This window comes from Peribacillus sp. P4_D6, assembly GCF_056401795.1.
On record NZ_JBFUIQ010000008.1, the window covers coordinates 64,307 to 81,969 of the forward strand.

Annotated in this window: 17 protein-coding genes; 14 read left to right on the forward strand and 3 right to left on the reverse strand. The window is 37.6% G+C overall.

All coding sequences use genetic code 11. The features are described from left to right. Positions 1 to 63: 63 nt before the first annotated feature. The 6 genes from AC1DVB_RS05110 (at position 64) to AC1DVB_RS05135 (ending at position 7,280) form a co-directional block, all read left to right on the forward strand. Positions 64 to 285, forward strand: coding sequence for a hypothetical protein (locus tag AC1DVB_RS05110; RefSeq protein WP_477588406.1), 222 nt, complete (start codon positions 64 to 66; stop codon positions 283 to 285). Between the two features lie 1,252 nt (positions 286 to 1,537). Then, entirely contained in the window at positions 1,538 to 2,476 is a 939-nt protein-coding gene (gene speB, locus AC1DVB_RS05115; protein ID WP_477588408.1) for an agmatinase, read from the forward strand. 56 nt (positions 2,477 to 2,532) lie between these two features. Further along, positions 2,533 to 3,900, forward strand: coding sequence for an APC family permease (locus tag AC1DVB_RS05120; protein ID WP_477588410.1), 1,368 nt, complete (start codon positions 2,533 to 2,535; stop codon positions 3,898 to 3,900). A gap of 43 nt (positions 3,901 to 3,943) precedes the next feature. After that, positions 3,944 to 5,587: an amidohydrolase gene (locus tag AC1DVB_RS05125; RefSeq protein WP_477588412.1), complete on the forward strand. Its 1,644-nt coding sequence runs from the start codon at positions 3,944 to 3,946 to the stop codon at positions 5,585 to 5,587. Between the two features lie 111 nt (positions 5,588 to 5,698). Next, positions 5,699 to 6,277 (forward strand): TetR/AcrR family transcriptional regulator, encoded by a 579-nt coding sequence (locus AC1DVB_RS05130; RefSeq protein WP_477588414.1) that lies wholly within the window; start codon positions 5,699 to 5,701, stop codon positions 6,275 to 6,277. Between the two features lie 508 nt (positions 6,278 to 6,785). Next, the gene (locus tag AC1DVB_RS05135; RefSeq protein ID WP_057279083.1) at positions 6,786 to 7,280 is read left to right on the forward strand and encodes a DinB family protein; all 495 of its coding nucleotides are present in this window, start codon (positions 6,786 to 6,788) and stop codon (positions 7,278 to 7,280) included. A gap of 614 nt (positions 7,281 to 7,894) precedes the next feature. On the opposite strand, the gene AC1DVB_RS05140 is transcribed toward AC1DVB_RS05135, so the two are convergent. Continuing rightward, positions 7,895 to 8,425 carry a PadR family transcriptional regulator gene (locus AC1DVB_RS05140; protein WP_034310865.1) on the reverse strand — a complete coding sequence of 177 codons (531 nt, stop codon included), beginning with the start codon at positions 8,423 to 8,425 and terminating at the stop codon, positions 7,895 to 7,897. Between the two features lie 46 nt (positions 8,426 to 8,471). Then, the gene (locus AC1DVB_RS05145) at positions 8,472 to 9,653 is read right to left on the reverse strand and encodes a YhgE/Pip domain-containing protein (RefSeq protein ID WP_477588416.1); all 1,182 of its coding nucleotides are present in this window, start codon (positions 9,651 to 9,653) and stop codon (positions 8,472 to 8,474) included. Positions 9,654 to 10,050: 397 nt separating this feature from the next. On the opposite strand from AC1DVB_RS05145, the gene AC1DVB_RS05150 reads away from it, so the two are divergent. After that, entirely contained in the window at positions 10,051 to 10,494 is a 444-nt protein-coding gene (locus tag AC1DVB_RS05150; protein ID WP_063574939.1) for a cell wall hydrolase, read from the forward strand. Positions 10,495 to 10,617: 123 nt separating this feature from the next. Continuing rightward, the gene (locus tag AC1DVB_RS05155; RefSeq protein ID WP_477588418.1) at positions 10,618 to 10,803 is read left to right on the forward strand and encodes a hypothetical protein; all 186 of its coding nucleotides are present in this window, start codon (positions 10,618 to 10,620) and stop codon (positions 10,801 to 10,803) included. A gap of 116 nt (positions 10,804 to 10,919) precedes the next feature. On the opposite strand, the gene AC1DVB_RS05160 is transcribed toward AC1DVB_RS05155, so the two are convergent. Further along, entirely contained in the window at positions 10,920 to 11,282 is a 363-nt protein-coding gene (locus AC1DVB_RS05160) for a hypothetical protein (protein WP_477588420.1), read from the reverse strand. Between the two features lie 430 nt (positions 11,283 to 11,712). Between AC1DVB_RS05160 and AC1DVB_RS05165 the strand changes: the two genes are divergently transcribed. The 6 genes from AC1DVB_RS05165 (at position 11,713) to AC1DVB_RS05190 (ending at position 17,358) form a co-directional block, all read left to right on the forward strand. Beyond that, complete coding sequence (locus AC1DVB_RS05165; protein ID WP_477588422.1) at positions 11,713 to 13,302, forward strand: bifunctional metallophosphatase/5'-nucleotidase; 1,590 nt, start codon at positions 11,713 to 11,715, stop codon at positions 13,300 to 13,302. Between the two features lie 210 nt (positions 13,303 to 13,512). Further along, positions 13,513 to 13,860 carry a VOC family protein gene (locus AC1DVB_RS05170; RefSeq protein ID WP_034310877.1) on the forward strand — a complete coding sequence of 116 codons (348 nt, stop codon included), beginning with the start codon at positions 13,513 to 13,515 and terminating at the stop codon, positions 13,858 to 13,860. A gap of 34 nt (positions 13,861 to 13,894) precedes the next feature. Next, the gene (locus tag AC1DVB_RS05175) at positions 13,895 to 14,335 is read left to right on the forward strand and encodes an SRPBCC domain-containing protein (RefSeq protein WP_477588424.1); all 441 of its coding nucleotides are present in this window, start codon (positions 13,895 to 13,897) and stop codon (positions 14,333 to 14,335) included. Positions 14,336 to 14,517: 182 nt separating this feature from the next. Beyond that, positions 14,518 to 15,225 (forward strand): cytochrome c biogenesis CcdA family protein, encoded by a 708-nt coding sequence (locus AC1DVB_RS05180; RefSeq protein ID WP_057279194.1) that lies wholly within the window; start codon positions 14,518 to 14,520, stop codon positions 15,223 to 15,225. Positions 15,226 to 15,475: 250 nt separating this feature from the next. After that, positions 15,476 to 16,615 (forward strand): FtsW/RodA/SpoVE family cell cycle protein, encoded by a 1,140-nt coding sequence (locus AC1DVB_RS05185; protein WP_034310882.1) that lies wholly within the window; start codon positions 15,476 to 15,478, stop codon positions 16,613 to 16,615. Positions 16,616 to 16,857: 242 nt separating this feature from the next. Next, entirely contained in the window at positions 16,858 to 17,358 is a 501-nt protein-coding gene (locus AC1DVB_RS05190; protein WP_096341167.1) for a DinB family protein, read from the forward strand. Positions 17,359 to 17,663: the final 305 nt, after the last annotated feature.

Consider the following 17,663-nt stretch of genomic DNA (forward strand, 5'->3'; position numbering starts at 1 on the left):
TACGATAAAAAGTGACAATTTAGATGCGGTATTAATTGTGGAAAAATAAGGAGGTGTTTTAGAATGGTTGAAAAAATACTGGGATTGTTCTTTGAAAAACGGAAACAAAACAAAAAGGATATTTTATCACTAATTTTAATATTCGCGCTTTCCATGGTTAATATAGTAGGGTATTTCACGGATATGGACTTATTTTGGTTATCTGGCATTGTATCAATTGCAATCATTGCTCTTGCGGCATCGATATATTTTGAAGGAAAAAGAAGCAGGGAAAATGATAGATAATACTTCGGTTTTTGTTTGAGGGGACGGTAGGCTAATTGTAGTTGTTCAATCAATAAAATAAAATGACGTTAAAGTAACAATTATTACTTTTATTAGGACTTGTACAAGTTAGACGTCGATCTCCACTACAGGCACTCGCTTTCCGCGGGCGGTCGGGAAGCCTCCTCGGCGCCTTGCGCCTGTGGTGTCTCCCCTCGACGCGCTTTTCCCGCAGGAGTCTCGCACCTTTCGTTCCAATCAACTAGGTGATCTTTCATGGTTTTTTACAGTAATCCATAAAGGATGTAAGAAATTTGCGACACTCCTGCCGAGTAACTGGCTAGCTGAGACCCCACAGATGCTTGCGTCGAGGAGGCTTGGCAGGCAGTCGGCGGAAAGGGAGCGTATTTCCGGCATCACCTGAAATGCAATTTAAGAAAAAACCGTATGCTGGTTCATCAGAACCATGTTTAAGGCTAGGCGCCTTGATGTTTTTTACTATAACCCTTATTGGATGTAAGAAATTTGCGGCACTCCTGCCGAAATACTGGCTAGTCGAGACCCACAGGCGCTTGTGTCGAGGAGGCTTGGCAGACAGTCGGCGGAAAGGGAGCGTATTTCCGGCATCACCTGAAATGTAATTTAAGAAAAAATCGTATGCTGGCTCATTAGAACCAAGTTTAAGACTAGATGCTCCTTCATGGTTTTTTACAGTAACCCTTGATGGATGGARGAAATWTGCGACACTCCTGCCGARWWACTGGSTAGTCGAGACCCCACAGACGCTTGCGTCGAGGAGGCTTGGCAGACAGTCGGCGGAAAGGGAGCGTATTTCCAGAATCACCTGAAATGTAATTTAAGAAAAAACCGTATGCTGGCTCATTAGAACCAAGTTTAAGACTAGATGCTCCTTCATGGTTTTTTCAGTAATCCTTAATGGATGGAGGAAATTTGCGACACTCCTGCCGAAATACTGGCTAGTCGAGACCCCACAGACGCTTGCGTCGAGGAGGCTTGGCAGACAGTCGGCGGAAAGGGAGCATATTTCCGGAATCACTGAACGTTTTTTTAGACAAAACGCCTTGGAAAATAGTTTGACTTTTTTAACAATTATGTTTATATTTGGTTTAATACTAACTACCGTTAGTTAATATAGTGCGAAAAAGTAGGTGTTAGACATAAAAAGTAATTCAATGAATCATGGTTTGTAAGCGATTACAAAATGTATTTGTAAATCATATCAGAAGACTTTTAAAACCAGGAGATGATAATTATGAAATATCCACTTACACCAGATGTAAAGCCAGAGTTTTGTACAACAGGGACTTTTATGCGTTTACCTTCTCAAAAGCATGATGCAAAGCTGGCAATTGTAGGTATGCCTTTTGATACAGCAGCGTCTTTTCGGGTAGGAGCCAGGTTTGMTCCCCAAGCCATTCGCCAATCATCCATGACCCTGTTTCCCTATCATCCGATTCATAATGTATATCCTTTTGAACAAATGAACGCCATTGATATTGGCGATATCCCTGTTATTCCCCATAATATTCATCGAAGCTATGAGCTAATGAAGGAATCCATTCATGAATTGATGTCCAAAGGGGTCATACCGATTGGATTAGGGGGAGACCATTCTGTTACTTTAGCTAGTTTACGAGCTGCGGCAAAGGTATATGGACCAGTAGCCATGATTCATTTTGATTCCCATACAGATACCTGGGATACATATTATGAGGAAAAATATTGGCACGGATCTCCTTTCATTCGTGCCCACGAAGAAGGTTTACTGCAGGAAGATAAAGTGTTTCAAATAGGAATCCGCGGCACGCTAAACCACTCTGGAGATTTACAGGCAAGCCTCGATTTAGGTTATCGCCTGATTACAACTGGTGAACTTTCCAATCGTGGATTTGAAGATGTTTTGAAAGAGATTAGAAAAACGATTGGTAACACCCCTTGTTTCTTGACATTTGATATAGATTTCGTTGATCCTTCTTTTGCCCCAGGAACAGGTACACCTGAAATTGGTGGTTTTAGCAGCTATGATACATTAAAAATGATACGTTCCCTAACTGGATTTAACTTTATAGGATATGACGTGGTTGAAGTGCTGCCTTCATATGATCCCAGTCAAATCACTTCACTTTTAGCGGCAACACTTGTACATGAATTTGCCAGCCTGGCAGCATTAGGTGCGAAAGAAGATAATTAAAATCACTTTAACTTAAAAACAGCCCATTTATTTAATAAAGGAGGCAGCTCTTTGCGATGAAAGGATTACCCGAGCTTAAGCGTTCACTGAATACAAGATATGTAATTGTATTTGGACTTTCCTTTATGGCGCCAGTGACAGTCTTTAGCACATATGGCATCGCTATTGATCGTACCCATGGAATGATTCCGACAGCATATATAATCGCGTTAATTGTCATGCTATCCACTTCATATAGTTACGCAAAAATGGTTCAGGTATATCCCACTACCGGGTCAGCTTATACCTTTGTGCAGAAAGGAATTAATTCACACCTTGGTTTCCTGGTAGGATGGGTGATTTTATTGGATTATCTTTTCAGTCCTATGATCAGCGCTTTACTTTTTGGGATTATGGTGAATGCTTACTTCCCTGGTATTCCTATCGTTGCCGTTATCATTTCTTTTATCATTGCTGTGACAACGATTAATATTTTTGGAATTAAGGTCGCTGCAAATGTGAATACCTTTTTGGTGATATTTCAATTTCTTTTTATCATGATCTTCAGCCTGCTTTGCATAAATGGACTTTTAGCAGGAAAAGGCACCGGGGAGTTGTTTTCTAAAGATCCTTTTTTTAGTCCAGACGTGAATATTAATAATCTGCTTTCGATTGTACCTTTATTATGTTTTAGTTTTCTTGGGTTTGATGCGGTTACTACACTTGCAGAAGAGACCAAAAATCCGAAAAAAACACTTCCTAAAGCCATTTATGCTACGACATTGATTGGAGGGTTATTATTTGTTGCAGCTACCTATTTTGCACAATCGATTTTCCCGAATTTCAATGCTTTTAAGAACCCTGATACAGCTATAGTCGATATCATGATTTATACCGGGGGTAATTTTCTGAATAGTTTGTTTGTTTCTGTCGTAGTGACATCCGCTACTGCTTCTGCGATAGCTTCAGGAGGCAGCGGAGCCCGGATTTTGTATGCAATGGGGAGAGATAATGTTCTGCCTAAGCGGATTTTCGGATATGTTTCTCCAAAATTTCAAACGCCCATATTCAATATCTTGATCATTGCTTGTGTTGCAATGAGCGCCGTATTTTTGGATATCGCAACGGCTACTTCTTTCATTAATTTTGGGGCACTGTTTGCTTTTACTTTCGTTAATCTTGCAGTGCTTATCCATTATTTTGTGAGACAGAAGCAGAGATCTCCTAAGAGTATCATTTTATATTTCCTTCTTCCCTTAATAGGCACCGGCATAACTATATTGTTTATGACAAAGTTGGATATCCATTCATTAGTATTAGGAATCACATGGATGACAGTAGGGTTCATTTACTTATTGTACTTAACAAAAATGTTTAAGGAACGTCCTCCTGAACTGAATTTTTCAGAGCAAAAAGAAGAATTCGATGTGAAACTCGTGCAATGATCAGTTACTGTTTTATTATTTTGAATGAAAAGAGGTAAACTCCATGACTATTAAAAAAGCGGATATTGTCCTTTCCAGTGATGCTATTTTCACAGGGCTTACACATGAGCCAACGTCTGGGGCAATAGCTATCTTAGGTGACAAAATTTTGAGTGTAGGATCAAAAGCAGAGATTGAACCTTTTATAGGAAGTGGTACAAAAGTATTTAACTATGGAAATCAATTGATTATGCCTGGATTTCATGATTTTCATCTCCACATTATGTTCAGTGCACTAAGTTTAACTAGTATTAATTTATTTGAAGCCAGGTCAGCTCAAGAAGTGGCTGAAAAAGTACTGGAATTTTCTAAAGAATGTCCTGAGGAAGGATGGATTATCGGCATGCAATGGGATGCAGGTTATTGGCATGATAAACAAGAGCCCCATTATAGAATTCTTGACGCTGTCATTCCAGATCGTCCTGTCGTTCTTTTTCATGCTGAAGGTCATTATACATGGGTGAACAGTAAGGCCATGGAATTAGCAGGAGTTACTGAGGAAATACGTGATCCGGATTTTGGTCGCTATGAAAGAGATAAGAATGGTTTACTTACTGGAATTTTATATGAAGAAGCCCAGCAAATCGTTTTAAAAGAGGCATTACGGTTAACACAAAATAAAAAAGAAACGATATTAAAAGAGTTTTTACGATTGTTATCGCAATATGGAATTACTTCTGTAAACGATTTGTTTGCGCCAATAGATGACTTCCTTCAAGACTATGATCTTTTTGAGAAATTGGATAAGCAAGGAGAATTAACGACTAGATTTCATATCACTCCTGAATTGGATGGCAATTTGGACAAAGCTCAAATACTGAGAAATAAATATGTATCAAAGAAACTGCAATTCTCAGGATTAAAGCAATTCGTTGATGGAACAGTCACCGGTCATACCGCTTACTTCCTGAAACCTTACTCCGATCAATTGGATATTTGCGGTCATCCAGCTCTAGATCCAGAAGTATTGATCGATCGAGTTGTTAAAGCGGATGAACTCGGATTTAGAATCAGGTTTCACGCTATTGGAGATGCGGCAATTCGTTTAGCTTTAGACGCTTTTGAAGAAGCTGTACGCAAGAATGGAAAAAGAGACTCAAGGCATACTGTCGAGCATATTGAAGTAATTGATTCGGATGACATTGAACGTTTTTCAAAACTGGGGGTCATTGCCTCGATGCAGCCTGATCACATGGCTGCTTCATCAAGAGAGGTATATTCTTCAATAATAGGTCCTGAAAGGGAAAAAAATGTGTTCCTGACGAAGTCGCTATTAAATACAGATGCATCTTTAGCTTTAGGAACAGACTTTCCGGTTTCCATCTCATTAAATCCAATGCGGCAAATATATACTGCGATTACAAGAGTTGATAGTAGCGGAGATCCACAAAACACATGGCATCCTGAACAAAAACTCACTTTGGCAGAGGCATTGCAAGCATATACATATGGCTCAGCCCATGGATGTTTCAGGGAGCACGAGCTAGGTACAATAGAAGAGGGGAAACTTGCTGACCTTGTGGTTTTAGACAGAAATCTATTTGGTATTCCAGAAAGTGAAGTGCTCGAAACTAAAGTGGAACTAACAATAAACGATGGGAAAGTTGTGTTTGAAAGCGAAGAAACTTCTTTATCAAGCATATTCTAATTCTTATCTTTTAGAGAAAGAACCATGTTCCAAGGTGTTAAATATTTAGTTTAAAAAAGGAAATGAGTTTATAATGAAATTAACTGACGTTGGATAGTTTGGAGGCTCATTATGACAAAAAATGAAATAAAAAACATTTCCTTATCACTTTTTACCAAGTACGGATACGAGGGAACTGCTTTATCGGAAATTGCCAAGAGGGTAGGTATACAAAAACCCTCAATCTATAACCATTTCAAAAATAAGGATGACCTTTTCTTGTGTCTGTTTGAAGAAATCCTGGAAGAGCATATACACCAGATCGAACAATTTGTCGAAGAGATAAATACACTCTCTTCTGAAGAAAAGCTAAAGCACATCCTTCTAGATACTTGTAACTATTATAAAAACCATGAAGATAAAGCAACATTTTTAAAGAGGGCAATGATTTTCCCGCCGGAGCATTTGAAGCACATCTTAAATGAAAGTTTCCTTAAATCTGAAGAATCATTTTCCGCTATCTTACATGCTATCTTTGTCGAAGGAATAGACAAAAAAGAAATACGCCAAGGGAAAATCGAGAACTTAATCATGTCCTATTTCTGTTTGATCGATGGGATATTCATGGGATTTTCTTATTATGGTAAAGAGAATATGGAACCTAGAATTCAAAATATATGGGAAAATTTTTGGTATGGACTAAGTGGATGAAACGTTCAAAAAGTTCATGCTCTAAAAACGATCAAATCGGACTACTTATCTGCTCATTCCGATTAAGTCTGTGAGGGGCTGTACAGTGATTCGTTGATTGGAACGTAGGGCACTCGCTTCCCGCGGGCGGTCTCCGGGAAGCCTCCTCGGCGCCTATGCGCCTGTGGGGTCTCCTCTGGACACGCTTCTCCCGCCGGATTCTCGCGCCTAAAATCGAAGTCTCTTCCAATATCCTTAAATTGGTAAATTCCCATCGAACATATAAAAGATAACTTTACGATTACTAAAATGGTCAGTTGTTCTTTCTCAGTCAACGCAACTTATGATAAACTGATATTATCAGAATTTTCCAAATAACGGAACGTTCATTGTTCCGTTTAAAGGGCCAGTTTAATTGAACAAGGAATTGGCATGACACCTTGGTTAGTTAGTTATCTAAAACACGTCGCAAATGAATGTTGACCAAAGGGATTATCTATTAAAGGGATTAAATTGGAGGGAATGGAAAATGGATGTAAAGACCCTTTTGTTACAACAATGGGCAAGCTGCTTAGATGAGGAAGACTGGTTTCCACCACTTGAAAAAGTGCTAGAGGATATTACTTTTGAACAGGCAATATGGAAACCAGCTGATGGAGCAATGAATTCCATTTGGGAATTAGTTTGTCATTTACTTTTCTATGAAAAGAGATTTCTGATGCGGTTTCTTGGTGAAACAGAGAATGAACCACAGGCAGAAAATAATGACTCTACATTTCGACTACCAACTGAGACGTTAGAAAATTGGAAAGAAACAAAACAAGAATACTTTTATGTTCATCGCGAACTTGGAAAAGTACTAGCAAAATCAGAACATGAAGATTTGTATAGACAGGTCCCGGGTGAAGATAATTCATTAGTGCTTGAACTGAAGAGTTTAGCCATGCACGACGCATATCATATTGGGCAAATTGTATTCCTTAGTAAAATGCAAGGAGCTTGGCCAGAGAAACGCAGCTTTTAAAAATGCTTCATTAGCTTTACAGTTATTCGATTATAGTGAGTTTTAATGGATAAGAACGGGAACGTCCAAATCGGACGTTCCCGTATTTTATCCTACTTTTTATAGGGAAGAAGCCCTCATTGGATGGAGGAAATATGCGACACTCCGCCGAATAACCGGCTAGCCGAGACCCCACAGACGCTTGCGTCGAGGAGGCTTGGCAGACAGTCGGCGGAAAGTGAGCGGATTTCTGAAATCAACTCGAACGTTTTTGATGGTTAGTAAACCTGAACGTTGATTTCCACTCCAGGCACTCGCTTTCCGCGGGCGGTCCGGGGAGCCTCCTCGGCAAGGCCTGCGGGGTCTCCCTTGGTCACGCTTTTCCCGCAGGAGTCTTGTACCTTACGTTCCAATCAACTGGAACGTTTTTTAAAATAAAAACTGCAGGCTGGTCTATTCCGAACCAAGTTTAGTTTATTCTTTGAATTTTTCTCCTGTATTCCTTATTGGATGGAGGAAATATGCGACACTCCAGCCGAATAACTGGCTAGCCGAGACTCCACAGACGCTTGGTAGACAGTCGGCGGAAAGGGAGCGGATTTCTGAAATCAACTCGAATTTGCCTGCAAGTAAACTCACAATTCCTTTGTCTTGATCCTTTTGATTAACTCTTCAAACCAAGATATTGTGTGATCTGTTCTGGTCGAAAAATAACCCTCTAAAAATTCACGAATATTCTCGTTGCCTTTAGGTTCTGGCTCGAAATTCCCAAGCTGCTCCCAAATAGCCTTGATGGACTTTACTTTTCTTTCTAATATATCTACTACTTTATCCCGGTCCACATATTTGATGTTGGCTAAACCAACAATCATATCCTTGATTTCATCCGCATTTTCAAATAATTTATAGATTTTTTTTGGTAGTTCTTCGCGACCCTTATCCGTAATCGCAAATACCTGTTTATCAGGCCGGTGTTCTTCTTTTATCACTTCAACTGGCTCGACTAAACCTTGTTTCACCAATGATTCAAAATGGTAGTACAGTTTACTTTCCGTTAATCCGCCCAGGCGATCCAATGGAATGGGTTCTGAAAGCTGCTTTTTTAATTTATAAGGATAATTTTTATCCTCCATCAGCTTGCTCAATATAAAAATTTGAATAGACATTTTCTACGCTCCTTTAAGAAGTATTATCTCCTTATTGTAGCAAAACCTAAGCTGTGATTTCCGCCGCTTTCTTTTCAACTTTTGTTTCAGAAACCTGTACTGGCATCGGTTTGTGTAAAAACGCGACAATAGCCATGTTAATTAACATCGCAACGGCACCTACCGCAGCCATTGACCAAATATACGGACTTGGACTGATGCTGCCAAATAGGTTTGCAAAGTATGCTTGCACCGAGTAATACATCGGTGAAATGTGGCTCATCCATTCATATGGTGCGTGCATCATATCACGTGTGATGGTGGCACCATTCGCTATTGTTTGCATTAATAAAATCGGTAAGTTCAAAATCATGCCGCCTTCACCAAATAAGAAGATTAAAATCGCGGTGAAATTAAAACATACCATATAGTTCAGTATTTGTTGACCTACTATACCGAAGAATAGGTCACCGCTCGGCTTATCAATTAAATAGGCTACACCTACAGCGATGATTGATGAAACCACGGCAATCAATAATGCAGCCATTTGCACATAAGTGAATAACCGTGTTTTGCTTGCTTTTCCCCGGCTGGCTCTAAATGCACCTACTAATTGCATGGCCCCGATCATCGCCCCTACATAACCGGCCATTGTTAAGAACATCGGCAGCATATTATGATTCATGCCATCAGGTATTTCGTTGATTGTAACGACATTTCCTACATAGGATTTCTCAATCTTTTCCGCTAATTCAGCAGCTTGCTTTTCTGGTACATTAAAGTTCATCAATACGCCCTGAGCTGTTTGTTGCGAGAATTGTGTGCTTAACTGACTGTTAATTTCAGTTACGACAGAATTCATGGTAGAAGAAACGACTGTTGCCCCTGCCTCATTGATTGTAAAGTCGATGCTTGATGACGCTTCACCTTTTTGAATATTTTCAGAGAAGGTTTTTGGGATGTGTACGACTAATGCTAAATCATTGTGCTCCAAATCTTTTAAGGCTTGTTTATTTGATATATCCGTCTCGATTTCTTTAAAGGGTAAATTTTCTTGTAAATTTTCGGCGATCATTGCCCCATTTTTACCAGCATCATCATTGATGATGGCGATAGGTAATTTATCGACATTTCCTGGAATGGCTGTATACCCAGGCAAGAAGATGCCTAGCATGGCAACTGCATAGAAAATCCCCATAAAGATTGCCGCTGTTGCACCTCTTGTTTTTAAGAATGCAGTAAATTTCATATGTTGAATCCATCCTTTTTTGTTTTAAAGTATATTACTCAATTTCAAGTACTTAAGTTAGAGTAGTTTAAATGAAGTACCTAGAATTTTATTTTATTTTTTACATAAAGTCAATCGAAAAATTTTATGTTTCTTTATTCAAAAGAAAAACCCCCGAGATTTTGTTGGGGGGAATTTGTTATTTAGATTCCTTCGGCAACCTTGTGTGCAAAAAAAATCCTTCTCTGACTAGCATATAGGATCTTGATTTCATTCCATTAAGACACCCATTTTCTCGGTGTTACTAAACGAGTTTAATACAACCTACACTAAAGCCTCTACTGAAGGAGAGTGTCATTTTCACAAATGATGACATTAGTGCAGGCTGTTTTTCATACGATATATTTGGGGTGAAAAAATGCCAAGAGTAAGTTATCGAAGTTCAGACGTGGATTTAATGGCAAGGATGATGAGAGCTGAAGCCGAAGGTGAAGGACTGCAAGGAATGTTGTATGTTGGAAATGTAATTGTTAACCGCCTTAAGGCAAATTGTTTAGACTTTAAAGAGTTAAGAACAATTCCACAAGTCATTTATCATGTACAAGGAGGAAATTATTCTTTTGAAGCTGTTCAAAAAGGGAATGTATTTTATCAAAGAGCGAGAACTGCTGAAAAAAGATTAGCAAAACAGAATTTGGATTATTGGAGGCAACACCCAGGGAAATATGCGCTTTGGTATTTTAATCCATATGCTCCATGCCCACCGACTTGGTACGATCAACCTTTTGCCGGTCAATTTAAAAATCATTGTTATTATGAACCAAAGCCTGGAACATGTGAAAGTGTTTATACAGGAGGTTAGGCCGTTATTTCATTTCAAGGAGCTGATTAGCAGCTCCTTTTTTTTAGGCAATATTCGGGCACTCAAACAAGGTTTTTTTGGTAAAATAAAGGGGGAAATGAGTTGTTGTTTGGGGGATTTTTAGTGAAGGCTATAATATTTTATATTGTTGGGGGATTCATTCTCTATATAGTTATTGAAAAAGCAGTGAGAAGAGGAATTAACCATTCGAATTTAGGTCAATTTCTTGAAAAAAAGTATGGAATGAAGGAAGATAAAAAGTCTTTTCTTGATGATGATTTGGATAATGAAAATAAGACGGATTATTAAAACAAGGGAGGTTGCTGCGGCAACCTTTTTTAGAGGGGAAGTTAATGTACGAACTCTTTTTATAAAACAAATTCAACAAGACAACAATGATAGCTCCAGTTTGTCGGATAGCACACTTATTCAGCATCTTTCCGAGGGCGACGAAATTCGGCGTAGTAGACCTTTCTTTTTTTTGGTTCAGATTCAATATTTTCGATGAATGCTGCTTTGGCTTTCTCCAGTAACAACCCCTTTAATTCCCGAAGCTTCATTGGTCCCACTCCTGGCATCTTATCAGGTATATGTACTTCGAAATCCCTCTGGCGCTTATAAAAGCGGATGCTAGCAAGCCCCGTTCTTTCGGCTTTCCCCAAGGTATATGCAAATTCAAATCGATGCTGAATGAATGAAGACAACTCAGGCAGCCCTAAACCTTCATAGAGGGGAGGGAATTCATGATAAACGGGAGGTTCTATGAATGATATTGAAGAAATCTTCAAATGGATACTCCTCCTTTGGCGGAATAAAGACATACATACGTTGCCTTTATTATTGTGCTCTGGGCCAATTTTTTAAACATCCATACAGCGGTCTTGCTTTCCTGTAACCAGGAACTGTCCAGCTTTTTATTAGGGCTCCTCAGCACTTCTCCTATACTGCAATTTCAAGATATCCAATCTATACTTATTATCAAATTAAAGTATTCTACTTAAAGTAAAGCGTACTTTACTTTGAACACCTGGAACTGAGCAGCAGTTCCGGGAGCCTTTCTAAATGTTTAGCCGTATGAGTTTTTTTAAAAAGATATGCATGTACGGGGTTCATTTAATAATTATTATATAAAACATAACAAAAAAATCACGGTCCCTTTATGCGGATATAAAATTCTAGAGTTATTCTTAACTTACATCTAGAGGGAGGGATCCGAAGTTGTCAAAATTTCAGGCCATAACTTCTTTGTTCATCTTGGTATTTATCATCATTTTCGTAACTTATAAAATCACAGCATTCTCATCCAATCATTCCTCAACGAATCATTCCACATCCAACCGCTACATTCAACTACAATTATTAGGCGTTAATGATTTTCACGGCCAACTAAACAAATATCAAATGGTTTCAGGAAACATGGCAGGCGGTGCTGAATACTTGGCTGCCTATTTAAAAAAATATAAACAAGAAAACACAAATACATTACTCGTTCATGCTGGCGATATGGTAGGAGGAAGCCCTCCAATCTCTTCTCAATTTCAAGACGAACCCACGATCGAATTTTTAAACCTCCTGCATTTTGATGTCGGGACACCTGGAAATCATGAATTGGACGAAGGCGTAAATGAAATGAAACGTCTTATTCATGGAGGATTCAATAAAAAAACAGGGTATTTTCAAGGTGCCAATACTGCTTACAGTTCTGCAAATATCATCGACAGAAAGTCGGGCATTCCCTTGTTAACACCGTATGTTATTAAACAAATGGACGGAATTGATATTGGATTTATCGGTGTGGTCACAAAAGAGACCAACATGTATGTGTCTCCTGAAAATCGAAAAGAAGTAGAAATTACGGATGAAGTTTCAGCTATTAACCGAACCGTAAAGCTTTTAAAGGAAAAAGGGATCAAAGTGATTATTGTACTGGCACATGATTCAGCTAAATCAGAAAAGGCAGGAGCAAATTCCACTGGAGCTTTAGTGGAGATGGCTCCAAAAATCGATGATGAGGTCGATGTCATTTTTGCGGGTCACAGCCATGAATATGCCAATACCGTTGCAGCCGGTAAACTGATCGTTCAAGCTTATTCTAATGGGAAAGCCTTTTCTCAAGTTAAGCTTGAAATTGACCCGCATTCTAAAATGATTGTTAAGAAACAAGCAAAGATCATTTCCACTTCACATCACCATATAAAACCGGATGAAGAAACGGTCGCCCTTCTAAATAAATATAGAAAAAGATTGGGGAGTAATTTTAATCAGGTAATAGGGGAAATGCCGGAAGAAATCAGACGAAATCAAGATGCAAACGGTGAATCCCCATTAGCGAAAATGATTGCAGAATCTGAGCGCGAAGCCATGGGGGTAGATATAGCTTTTGTCCATCAAGGCGAAATGCGGAAAAGTTTAAAAAAAGGGAAGATCAATGTAGAAGACCTTTATACAAACGTGCCTATGGGGCATAATGTCAGTAAGTTAATTTTAACGGGTGACCAGATAAAACTTGCTTTAGAGCAGCAGTGGACGAAAGATTATGAAAATAGGTTACAAACGGTTGGCTTAACGTATGATTGGGAGGCCAAAGCTCCAATTGGCAGGCGCGTTGTTGTGCTGAAAGACAAGAAGGGTCAAGAGATTCAGCCAAACAACGAATATGAAGTAGCGGTTAGTAATTATTTAGCTTCAGGCGGTGATAACTTCACTGCATTTGAACAAGGCAGACTCGTAGAATCCGGTCCGCAAGTTGTCACTGCACTTATACGTCATATCCAACAGGAGTATCCCTCCCATTCATTGAAAGAATGAAGGGGAAACATAACGGGTGCGTTTCTGTATTAAGCAGGAACGCCTTTTCCCTAATGTAAGCAGGTTAGTCCAATTTGCCTTCATCCTAGGGGAAATATAGTAATGAACTAGAGGGGCAGTATAGTTGAAGAAGGAACTTGAAATGTAAATCTCGAATATCTAATGTAATCGGATAGATGAAAATTGGATGACGGACAGGAGTTAGATACGATGATAAAAGGTTTTGGAGGAATATTTTGGAGAACTAAGAATCTTGAATCTGTAAAAAAGTGGTACAGTGAAGTTTTGAAGCTTGAAATAGAAAATTGGAATGGGACTGTGATAAAACCCCAATTAGGAAATGAGACGATCTTTTCTTTCTTTACCGAGAATGACAGTTATTTTCCAACAGAACAACAAGTGATGTTAAATTTTGAAGTACATAATCTAAACGAGACTATTAAGCATCTTGAACATATTGGTGTCCCTCTTGCAAAGAAAAAAGAGATTAGTGAATTTGGAAAGTTTATTTGGATTGAAGATCCTGAAGGTCGACTGATCGAGCTCTGGGAGAAATAACGAGTTGTCATTCACTTGAAAGGAGTTCCACTAAATGACCGAACAGCTAATTGTAAGAGATGAGATACTCATTGAAGCAAATTCTCAGAAAGTCTGGGAAGTGCTTACTAAACCCAAATACGTTGCAGAATGGGATGAACTACCAGAAAATTATCCTAATGAAGATATGACCGAGGGAAGTAAGGTGATTTGGGAGCTTCCTAATGGTGGGCAGTCAATCACTAAAATCATTAGAGCAGTTGTACAGAAAGAATTAAAAATCGCTTTGAACGTTTCAAATTGGGAAGTAAAGCCGAATGAAGGTGATGTCGCATATAATTATCAATTAAAAGAAAAAGGCGATAGTACTCTGCTAAGAATCGAGATTGGTGATTTCTCCCAGATTAAAGACGGAAAAATGTATTATGATGCATCTGTGGAATTTGCATCTGATTCTAAACAAATAATTAAGAAGTTATCCGAAAATCTTGGCTGATTATTTATTATAATGATTGAGACACACCTGGATTTCCTTCATGAACTCACGGGTGCTTTAATTCATAAGGAGTTGCTTCGGCAGCTCTTTTTCTTATGGAGTTTAAGGCAGAATAGTTCAACAAGGGTATACGTATATATGGTAAAGTTATACAAGGAAAGCGGAAATTGGAGGAAATAAGATTGGGAGACTTAAATATTCTTTTATCTTTTGGTGCAGGGATACTATCTTTTATATCTCCTTGCTGTTTACCCTTATACCCGGCGTTTTTATCTTATATTACAGGATTATCGATAAGTGAATTAAAAGAAGATAATAAAAAATTAAACCGCAAACCAATGCTTCATACCTTATTTTTTTTGATCGGTTTTTCTATTATCTTTGTAATATTAGGGTTATCCACTTCTGTTATTTACGATCTATTTTATGAATATATTGATTTAATTAGACAAGTAGGGGCTATTTTGATAATTATTTTTGGTTTAATGATTGTTGGGGTTTTTCAACCTAAATTCTTGATGATGGACAGAAAAATAAATTTTAAAAATCGCCCATCTGGTTATATAGGTTCTATTTTAATTGGGATAGGATATGCTGCTGGTTGGACTCCTTGCATTGGACCCATATTAGGTGCCATCGTAACCCTTGGTTTATCGACTGGACAAGGTTTATTATATATGATTGCTTATATTCTTGGGTTTTCCATACCTTTCTTAACAATGTCATTTTTTATAGGAAAATCAGGATGGATAAAAAAATATAACCACAAAATAACTCAATTTGGTGGCTATATAACAATTATTATGGGGATTGTCTTATTTTTTGATTGGATGACCAAGATTACAACTTTTTTAACAAATAATGTATTTGGTGGCTTTACGGGTTTCTAATGCTTATAGAACTAACAAGTGCTTTACTTCAATAAGGGAGGTTGCTAATGGATTATTTGTATACTTTTAATTACTTTTCGTGAAATAATATGTAAATGTGGAAATAATACTGAAAAAATAAAATCGTATAACAAAAAAGATAACATTTTAAGCCTTTTTTAATTGGTTATCCTCCATGCTTTTATTTAAAAAAATTACATTTTCAGTAAAATTAAGTTGAGTTATAAGATAATATTTACAAGGGGAAAAAATGAAAAATTCAAAGTTGGATTACAATCTGATTACACTTTTACTTTTACTATTTATAACAAGTTGTATAGCTATATTAAATGCTCAAGATTTTGGTCAATATGAAGGGAATTTTTTATTTAGACAAATAACCTGGTATATTGTGGGGATCGGGATAATTGCAGGAATTATGTATTTAGATTCTGAACAGATCTTTCGCTTGAATTGGTTTATATACTCATTTAGCATCATTCTATTAATCGCCTTAATTTTGGCACCTGAATCAATAGCTCGTGAAATAAATGGAGCCAAAAGCTGGTTTCAACTTCCGGGAATCGGATCACTACAACCAGCCGAATTCACAAAAATATCTTTAATAATTTGTTTAAGTTTCTTAGTACAAAAACATCATGAAAAATATTTGGATAAAACTTTAAAAACAGATTTGTTACTGCTAATTAAGATGGGAGCTGCTACAGCTCTTCCTATACTTTTAATTATGCGACAACCAGATTTAGGTACGTCTTTAGTATTAATATGTATTTTTACAGGGATTTTCATTATTTCGGGAATATCATGGAAAATTATCAGTGTTATTTTTATTATCATTTCCTTAATTTCTGGCATTCTTATATACTTAGTCTTTTTCAACCCTGAAATGCTTCAATCAATGGGTTTCGCAACCTATCAATTAGGAAGAATTTATGCTTGGATCGATCCAGAATCTTATGCATCAGGTGAAGGCTATAATCTGACCAAAGCATTATTAGCCATTGGTTCAGGAGGGGTATATGGTTATCTGGAAAAGGGTATATATGTTCCAGAAGCACATACGGATTTTATATTTAGCGTTATTTCTTCTAAATATGGTTTCTTTGGAGCTAGTATTTTAGTAACAATTTATTTTCTCCTTATTTCGAGTATAGTGAAGTTGGCTCTAGACGTAAAAAATAGTTTTGAATCTTACATATGCACCGGTGTTACTTCCATGATTTTTTTCCATGTTTTTGAGAATATCGGGATGAATATAGGCCTGGTACCCATAACAGGAATACCTTTACCTTTTATAAGTTATGGAGGAAGCTCATTAATTGGTAATATGTTAGCGATGGGGTTAGTCTTTTCAATAAGCTATCGAAAAAAAACCTTTATGTTTGATTAAGATGGCTAAGTATTCCAGGATTAATTCTTAGTATGTTTTTATTAAGAGAGCTATTTATTAGACGGTAAAACCGTCTTTTTTTTATGTCTCAGTCTTTGTCAACTCAATAAAGTCTAATGCAACTAAAGGGACAGGTTAGTTGAAGTAGGTATTTTATAATTGAAAATTGAATAATTAGTTACATATACAAAAAATATAAAAGTTTTAGACTTTGAGTTAAATAATATAATGGAGGAATTAAATTGAGTGAACTTAAACTAATTAATACTTACAAAAACGAGCTTCAAAATTACTCTTTGGAACAGCTAAGATATAAATCTGAAGAAACGGTTTGGTCTATTGGGCAAATGTATGACCATTTAATCCTTGTTGCCCATGAGTATCTAGATAATATGGATACATGTTTCACCTTAAATGATGAACAACCCCTTGGGAAAACGGAGTTTGGTAAGCATTTATATAAGATTGGAGGGTTTCCGCCAATTAAAATTAAATTACCGGATGAACTAAATACTCCACCTAATAATTCAGATAGCAAGGATGATCTTATCAGCAGAATGGATCAAGTAATTCTAAGGTTAAGCCAATGGGCATCGAAAGTCGATAATATAAACCCAAATTATAAAGTCGAGCATGGAGGGTTCGGATGGCTGAATGCAAGGGAATGGTATGATTTGGTTGGCATGCATTTTCGTCATCACTTGCGCCAAAAAGATGAGTTAGAACAAAGGCTTGTTAAGTGACGGGTGATTAAGGATAGGATTGTTTTGGCGAGCCTGTTTTCTTATTCAAATAACGGGTGCGTTAGCTCAAAATCGGAACTGTCTTTAAGACAGCTTTTTTTATGCAACTGACGGGGCAGCATTCCTGTTAGAAGGATGTTCGAAGTCTTGAAAGAAAAAGAGCCCTCTTGTATGATGCATGAGTGTCAACGACCATTGACTCAACATCAAACAAGGAGGACTTCTGTATGCAGTTTAAATGGAATGAAAAAATTAATCAAGTTACTGAAAATACACTCGTTGTTGGTATGGATATTGCCAAGCAT